The organism is Acidobacteriota bacterium (assembly GCA_012729555.1).
GTDB lineage: Bacteria > Acidobacteriota > UBA6911 > UBA6911 > UBA6911 > UBA6911.
Map to the genome: position 1 here is coordinate 1 of JAAYCX010000071.1, position 6,830 is coordinate 6,830.

The following is a 6,830-nucleotide window of genomic DNA, read 5'->3' on the forward strand; positions in this document are numbered from 1 at the left end:
CGATCCGCTCCATCCGCTCGAGCTCCTTCAGCCGGCTCTGCACCTGCGCCGCCTTGGTCGCCTTGTAGCGGAACTTGTCGGCGAAGGCCTTGATGCGGGCGATCTCCCGCTGCTGCGCCTCGTATTCCGCCACCAGCTGCGTCATCCGTTCCTCCCGCTGCTTCAGGAACGAGGCGTAGTTGCCGCGGTAAAAGTGCACCGACCGGTTGCGGATTTCCATGATCCGGTCGACCGAGGCGTCCAGGAAATAGCGGTCGTGCGACACCAGGACCAGGGCGTTGGGATATCCCTGCAGGTACCCCTCCAGCCAGTTGCGGGCCTCGAGGTCGAGGTGGTTGGTCGGCACGTCGAGCAGGAGCAGGCTCGGCTGCTGCAGCAGCAGTTTCCCGAGCGCGATACGCATCTGCCACCCGCCGCTGAACTCCTGGCAGGGGCGCTCCATGTCCTCCCGGCTGAAGCCCAGCCCCTGCAGGACCGCGCCGGCGCGCGCCTCCAGCGAATACCCCTCCTTGAGGCGGAACTGCTGGCTGACGACCGAGTACCGCTCCATCTTCCGCTCGTATTCCGCCCCCGAGTGCTCCATCTCCGCCAGCTCGTGCTCCAGCCGGCGGATTTCCCGCTCCATCGCCCGGAGCGACTCGAACACCGTCAGCGCCTCGTCGAGGAGCTTGCGCCCCCCGGCGACCACCCCGTCCTGCGGCAGGTAGCCGAAGGTCAGGTCGCGGGCGCCGATGACGTCCCCCTCGTCCGCGGAGGAAAGCCCCGCGAGGATCTTCATCAGCGTCGATTTGCCGGTGCCGTTGTCCCCGACCAGGCCGATGCGGTCCCGCTCGTTGATCTGGAAATCGAGCGCGCGGAAGAGCCACTGCCCGCGAAACGCCTTGCCCAGGCCCTTGATCTGCAGCATGCTTTCTCCAAAAATGAGTAATTCTAGCATATCGGGGAAAACAGGAAAGGATGGCGGCCGACTCATTCCGGGGAAATGCCAAGGTTATTGGATACGACGCCGGAATTCCGGCTCGGCCTGCAGCAGGATGTCGATTTATGGAACGCGCGCCAGGCGGCTGACGGGGAGTATCAAAAAATCAAGCCGCTCCGAAAATCGGCGTGATCGGTTCCTCGCGGCATGCCGGTCCGGGCCGGCTTCAGGATATCTCTTCGAAAACCAATGCCGCCGAATTCATGCAATACCGCTTCATGTGGCCCACATGACTTTGGTTTTGATGAAGGAATGGACTATTCTAGCGTCTGACCGCGGACGCGGGCAGAACCGATGGAGGGGACCGAAACCATGAAACAGGCGGTGGTGCTGGCAAGCGGGGGGCTCGATTCCACGACGGCGATGGCGCTGGCGCTGAAAGAGGGCTTCGACGTGTACGCGCTGAGCTTCGATTACGGGCAGCGCCACCGGTGCGAGCTGGAGGCGGCGCGCCGCGTGGCCCGCGCGCTCGGCATCGCACACCACATCACCGCCGCCATCGATCTCGGCGCCTTCGGCGGCTCCGCCCTGACGGCCGACATCGACGTCCCCAAGGAAAGGTCCCCGGAAACGATGGCGGAGGAGATCCCCGTCACCTACGTCCCGGCGCGCAACACCATCTTTCTCTCCTTCGCCCTCGCCTGGTGCGAGACGCTCGGCGCCCGGGATATCTATATCGGGGTGAACGCCGTGGACTACTCCGGCTACCCCGACTGCCGCCCCGAATTCCTGGAGGCGTTCGAGCGCCTGGCCAACCTGGCCACCAAAGCGGGGGTGGAGGGCGCGCGCTTCCGCATCCACGCGCCCCTGCTCCACATGACCAAGGCGGAGATCATCCGCGCCGGCGTCGCCGCCGGGGTCGATTTTTCCCTCACCCACAGCTGCTACGACCCGACCCCCGACGGCCTGGCCTGCGGCGCGTGCGACTCCTGCCTCCTGCGCCGCCGCGGGTTCGAAGCGGCGGGAATCCCCGACCCGACCCGCTACCGGGACTGACATGGCCGACATCCGCCCCCCGCTCCCCGTCAAGCTGATCGTCGGGATCCTGACCTCCCTCCCCGAGATCCTCCCGGAGGCGGAAGAGCACCTGGGGGACGCCTTCGGCGCCATCGACGCCCGCAGCGGCCTCTACCCCTTCGAATGGACCGGGTACTACGACGGGACGATGGGGAGCCCCCTCCTGCGCCGCTTCGTCTCCATCCGGGACCTGGTCGACCCGTCGATCCTGGCCGAAGCCAAGGTCCGGACCAATGGAATCGAAGCGCTCCTGGCGTCGGCGCGCGGGGCGGTCCCCCGCCCGGTCAACCTCGACCCCGGCTACCTGGAGCAGTCCAAGCTCGTGCTGGCGTCGGCCAAGAATTTTTCCCACCGGATCCTGCTCGCCGGCGGGGTCTACGGCGAGGTCACCCTGCAGTACCGGGACGGGGGGTGGCGCTCCCTCCCCTGGACCTTCCCCGACTACGGGTCGGAGCGCTATCACCCCTTTTTCTCCTCCCTGCGCGACCGCTACCGGGCCCAGCTCGACGAGGCGGGCTTTGCCGTCCGCATCCCGCGAAAACCCGCCTGCCGCCCCGAATGAACTTTCCGCGCCGGCGGGCGAACCGTTTCACCCGGTCGGTCACCCCTTCGAAGCGCATGCGCCAGATCCCCCGCGCGCGCCGGTCCCGGTAGAGGTCGCACGTGGCGCACGGGATATCCGCCCTCGGTTCGGCCAGGCCCTCGAGCATCCGGCGGGCATAGTTCATGCGCTCGCTGTTCACGCTGGCCCGCAGCCCGTCCCTGAAGGCGTTGCCCCCGAACGTGCCCCAGAAATTCCGGCAGCACCCGAGCACGCCGCCGTCCCAGTTGATCTGCGGCTCCTCCCAGAGCTGGCGGCAGATGCCGTGTGCGTAGTCGCGCCCGTGGAGCTTCCGGAATTCGGCGCGGCTGGAGGCCCCGCTTTCGCGCCGCACCCGTTCCCTGTCTCTCAACGGGGAAGCGGCGTCGTCCCAGGAGAGCTTGATGAAAAACGACATTCCCAGCCGACTGGCCAGCTCCCGCGCCCGCTCCAGTTCATGTTCGTTGTGCCCGAAGACGATGAACTGCCACCGCAGCCGGGGGAATTCCGAGCGGTAGGCGCGCTTATGGGCGTTGATGGCTTCGATGTTGCGGATGACGGCGTCGAACGAGCCGCCGACGCGATAGACTGCGTAAGTCTCCGGGCTGCAGCCGTCGATCGAGCAGCTCAGGGTCCGCAGGCCGTATCTGACGAGGCCTTCGAGCACCTCTCCGCGGACGTCGTTCAGGTTGGCCCCGTTGTCGGCCGACAGGGCCACCCGGCGTTCGTGCGCGATCCGGAGGATATCGAGGAGCTGCGGATTGAGAAAAATCTCCCCGTAGTTGGAAAGCTCGATCCGCCCGAGTTGCGGGTTGTCGTCGATCAGGCGGGAAAAATCATCCGCCCGCAGGCATCCGCTGCCGATCGCGGGATGGATCGCGCCGGTGGCCGTGGGACAGGAAGGGCAGCGCAACTGGCAGCGGGAGGAGGCTTCAAGCCGGATCGATGTGGGTCGGATCATGGGGCACCGGCGGCGGCGGGGGGAGGGTTCGTCGCCGGGTCCGGTGATTCCCAAACACGATATTTCGAATCGCCGGACCCCGCGTTACCGCAGACTCTGCCAGAAACCAGCTATTGCGCCGCCGCCTGGGGCGCCTGCATCCCGAGCGCGGCCATGATCTCCGCCGCCTTTTCCTTCACCGCCGTCGCCTTGTTCACGGCATCCATCAGGTTGCCGCCGCCGAAAGCCGCGGTCGCTTCGGACCAGGTCTGCTTGGCCGTATCGAGCGAGGCCTTGGCGTTTTCAAAGGTGGCCTTGTCGAGCCCCGCCGGGAGCCTTCTCGATTTTGAGAGAATGTCCACCCGGCTCTGGATGGCTTCGACCATGTTCGGGAGCCCGCCCTGCATCTCCTCCCAGGATCTGGTCAGCTCCTCCTTCTTGGCCGTCACCGCCGCCGCCAGCTCCTCGGCCTTCCCGGGGAGGTCCTTCGCCCCGGCGAGCGCCTGCTTGTAGTCCCCCGCCTCGAAGCTTTGCTTGGCGGCCGCCAGGGAGTCTTCCACGGCCTGGAGCTGGTCGGGCACGTAGACCGACGCGTCCGCCCTCACCCCTTCGAGCGCGGCGTCCGCCGCCTTGAGCGCCGCCTCGGCCGGCCCCTTGGAACAGGCCGCCAGGCCGAAAGCGCACACCATCGCAAGTATCGCTATCATCAGTTTGTTCGACATTGCTTTCCTCTTCTTGTGGTAGTGGTTGTTAATAGGGTTCCGTCCGCCCCCCGCCTAGGGGATGCGGAGTTTCTGGCCGATCCGGATCAGGTCCGGGTCGTCGAGAATGTCCCGGTTCGCCTCGAAAATCTGCGGGTAGAGACCGGGGTCGCCGTAATACTTTTCCGCGATCCTGGACAGGGTGTCCCCCTTGACGACCTCGTGGTACTGGGTGGCATCCCATGAAGGCGGAACCTGCTTCTTGTCCTCGGACATAGCGCGTATCCTTTCCCGAAAATGTAAGGCAGGAGTGAATTGTACTCCTTTTCCCTGCAGGCGGGAAGCAAACCACCGTGAGGGGGAGGGGGGGGCGAGGGGAAGAGGGGGGTATGGCGGGGAGGCCGCCTAGCGCGCATCCCCGCCGACGGTGAGGCCGATCCGGTCCCAGACGATGCCGCCCGGAGCACGGGAAAAGTAGACCTGCCGCGCCTTCCCGACGATGTCCCGGAGGGGGACGAAACCGAAATGGCGGCTGTCGCGGCTGCGCCGCAGGTTGTCCCCCGTCACGAAGACGGAGCCGTGCGGGACCTCCAGTTCGGCGCCGTCCACATCGGTGATGAGGTCGCCGGGGAGGGCCTCGATCCGCTTGATGTAGCGCTGGCTCCGGTTGTCGGGATTGACGAAGATGACGATGTCCCCCTTTTGCGGCGCCATGCGGTCGTAGGCGGTCTTGTCGGCCAGGACGTAGTCCCCCGCGTGGACCGTGGGTTCCATGCTCGAGGTCGGGATGGCGTAGGCCTCGAGGAAGTGGTCCCGCACGTACCCTTGCGCGATCCCGAACACCGCGTGCCCGAGCAGCCACGCCGCCAGGTAGAAGTACCAGCGGTTGTACGCCCTGGGGAGGAACGACGCTTCCGAGCGCGACGCCCCATGGAAGGCGTCGACGATGCCGAAGATGTAGAGGGCGGCCCCGGCGAGCATCACGGCCAGCGCCCCGTAGATCAGGAGGTTGTCGGGCAGGAGCAGGGCCAGGCGGACCCCCGCTGCCATCGCCACCAGGATCAGGATGAGGAGGCTCGCCCCCTTGACCAGTTCGCCGTTATACACCTGCCCCAGCCCGGGGAGGAGGAATGCCAGCAGGACCGCCAGCCGGGTGTCGCGCCCCGGGTGCTTCGTTTGCGTTGTCATGCGCTCTCCTTGTCTGCACTCTACATACGCACGACGGCCCCGCCGGTTCCCGTCCTAGTGACACAGCGCGGGAAAAACCAGCAGCGAGGTCAGCCGGACCAGCTGCACGACGCCGAAGAGGGCGCTGGCCGCGGCCACCGCCAGCAATCCCGGCCCGGAATGGAGAAACGCCTGGATCCGGTGCCTTCGGCGCGACAGGGCGCTTTCGTAGGACCGGATGTCGGTCATGACGCGCTCCCGGAAATCGGGGGAAGAGGTGAAATCATCCATCGGAAGTTCCTCCTGGCGAGCCCTGCAGCAGCAGCCGCATCCTCTGCCGGGCGCGTGAAAGACGGGATTTCAGGGTGCCGCCCGAAATGTCGAGCCGGCGCGCGATCTCCGCCGGCGGGTCCCCGCCGAGGCTCTCCATCAGGGTCTCCCGGTAGGGTTCGGGGAGCTGCTCGAGCGCGCGCCGGATCGCCTCCACCCGCTCCGAGGAGCGGAGGTCCTGTTCCGGCGTGGCGCCCCGCGCCGGGAGGCCGGCCAGGGCGTCGGTGCCGAGGGAGGGGGGCCTCTTCTTCCGCAGTTCGCTGACGCAGCGGTTCCGGGCCGTGATGAAGAGCCAGGCGGAAAAGGGGACCCCCCGTCCGGCGTCGAAGGAGCGGATCGACCGGTACACGCTCAGGAATACCTCCTGCCCGACGTCCTCCACTTTCCCCGGGTCGCCCAGCAGGCGATGGATGAAGCGAAGCAGCTGCCGGTGGTATTTCTCCACCAGGAGCGCAAACTGCTCGCTCTCCCCCATCTGGACCCTTCGGACCACCTCGAGATCGTTCATGGTTTCGTCACCGGAATCGTACCGTACCGGATGCAGATACGCACGCGCCCCCCCGCGGTTCCCGCAAAAAGGGGCGGGGGCCGGCCGGGCGCCGGCTTCAGAGGTGTTTCGCCGCCTCGCGCCGCGAGAGCGGGTGCATGTCCGGAGTCGCGGCCACGAACCGCCGGACCGCGTCGGGGTCGGTGCGGGCGTACTGGCGCAGGGCCCAGCCGATGGCCTTGTGGATGAAGAATTCGCGCGATCCCAGGTTTTCGCGGATAAGCGCGCTGAGGAGGTCGAAGTCGGTGTCCTCCCGGTAGTTCAACTGAAAGAGGAGGGTCGTGCGCCGCAGCCAGACATTCTCCGCCTTGCGCCAGCGCACCAGGTACTTCCGCCTGACGGCGGGGTAACGCCTGAAATGCGCGCCGACCGTGCCGGCGGCGATGCCGTCCACCGTGTCCCACCACGATTTGGTGCAGATGAGGAACTGCAGCGTTTCCGCGAACCCGGACGGGAGCCTCCGGTCGAACCGCCCCAGCAGAGCGATCCCGGCATACTGGAACTCGCGCTCGGGCAGCCCCCACAGCTCCCGCAGGACCGCGTCCAGTTCCCCGATTTCGGGGAGCGGA

The 6,830-nt window shown here is 66.8% G+C and carries 9 protein-coding genes; 1 reads left to right on the top strand and 8 read right to left on the bottom strand.

What is annotated here, in order from left to right:
- A partial coding sequence (locus tag GXY47_12855) for an ABC-F family ATP-binding cassette domain-containing protein (GenBank protein ID NLV32032.1) occupies positions 1–907 on the bottom strand: 907 nt, incomplete at its 3' end.
- A gap of 384 nt (positions 908–1,291) precedes the next feature.
- Between GXY47_12855 and queC the strand changes: the two genes are divergently transcribed.
- Positions 1,292–1,975: a 7-cyano-7-deazaguanine synthase QueC gene (gene queC, locus GXY47_12860; GenBank protein NLV32033.1), complete on the top strand. Its 684-nt coding sequence runs from the start codon at positions 1,292–1,294 to the stop codon at positions 1,973–1,975.
- 407 nt (positions 1,976–2,382) lie between these two features.
- Here the strand turns inward: queC and GXY47_12865 are convergent, their stop codons facing one another.
- The 7 genes from GXY47_12865 to GXY47_12895 all read right to left on the bottom strand — a co-directional run.
- A complete protein-coding gene (locus GXY47_12865; protein ID NLV32034.1) occupies positions 2,383–3,537 on the bottom strand; it encodes a radical SAM protein in 1,155 nt (384 codons plus the stop codon).
- A gap of 110 nt (positions 3,538–3,647) precedes the next feature.
- Entirely contained in the window at positions 3,648–4,238 is a 591-nt protein-coding gene (locus GXY47_12870) for a hypothetical protein (protein ID NLV32035.1), read from the bottom strand.
- A 54-nt stretch (positions 4,239–4,292) separates the two neighbouring features.
- Positions 4,293–4,493 (bottom strand): LysM peptidoglycan-binding domain-containing protein, encoded by a 201-nt coding sequence (locus GXY47_12875; protein ID NLV32036.1) that lies wholly within the window; start codon positions 4,491–4,493, stop codon positions 4,293–4,295.
- Between the two features lie 129 nt (positions 4,494–4,622).
- On the bottom strand, positions 4,623–5,405 hold the full coding sequence (gene lepB, locus GXY47_12880; GenBank protein ID NLV32037.1) for a signal peptidase I: 783 nt from the start codon (positions 5,403–5,405) through the stop codon (positions 4,623–4,625).
- A gap of 54 nt (positions 5,406–5,459) precedes the next feature.
- Positions 5,460–5,675, bottom strand: coding sequence for a hypothetical protein (locus GXY47_12885; GenBank protein ID NLV32038.1), 216 nt, complete (start codon positions 5,673–5,675; stop codon positions 5,460–5,462).
- Positions 5,668–6,222, bottom strand: a complete 555-nt coding sequence (locus GXY47_12890) for a sigma-70 family RNA polymerase sigma factor (protein ID NLV32039.1) — start codon at positions 6,220–6,222, stop codon at positions 5,668–5,670. Before GXY47_12890 ends, GXY47_12885 begins: the two co-directional genes overlap by 8 nt.
- 97 nt (positions 6,223–6,319) lie before the next feature.
- Positions 6,320–6,830, bottom strand: a 511-nt coding sequence (locus GXY47_12895; protein NLV32040.1) for a DNA alkylation repair protein, incomplete at its 5' end; no start/stop codon positions are given.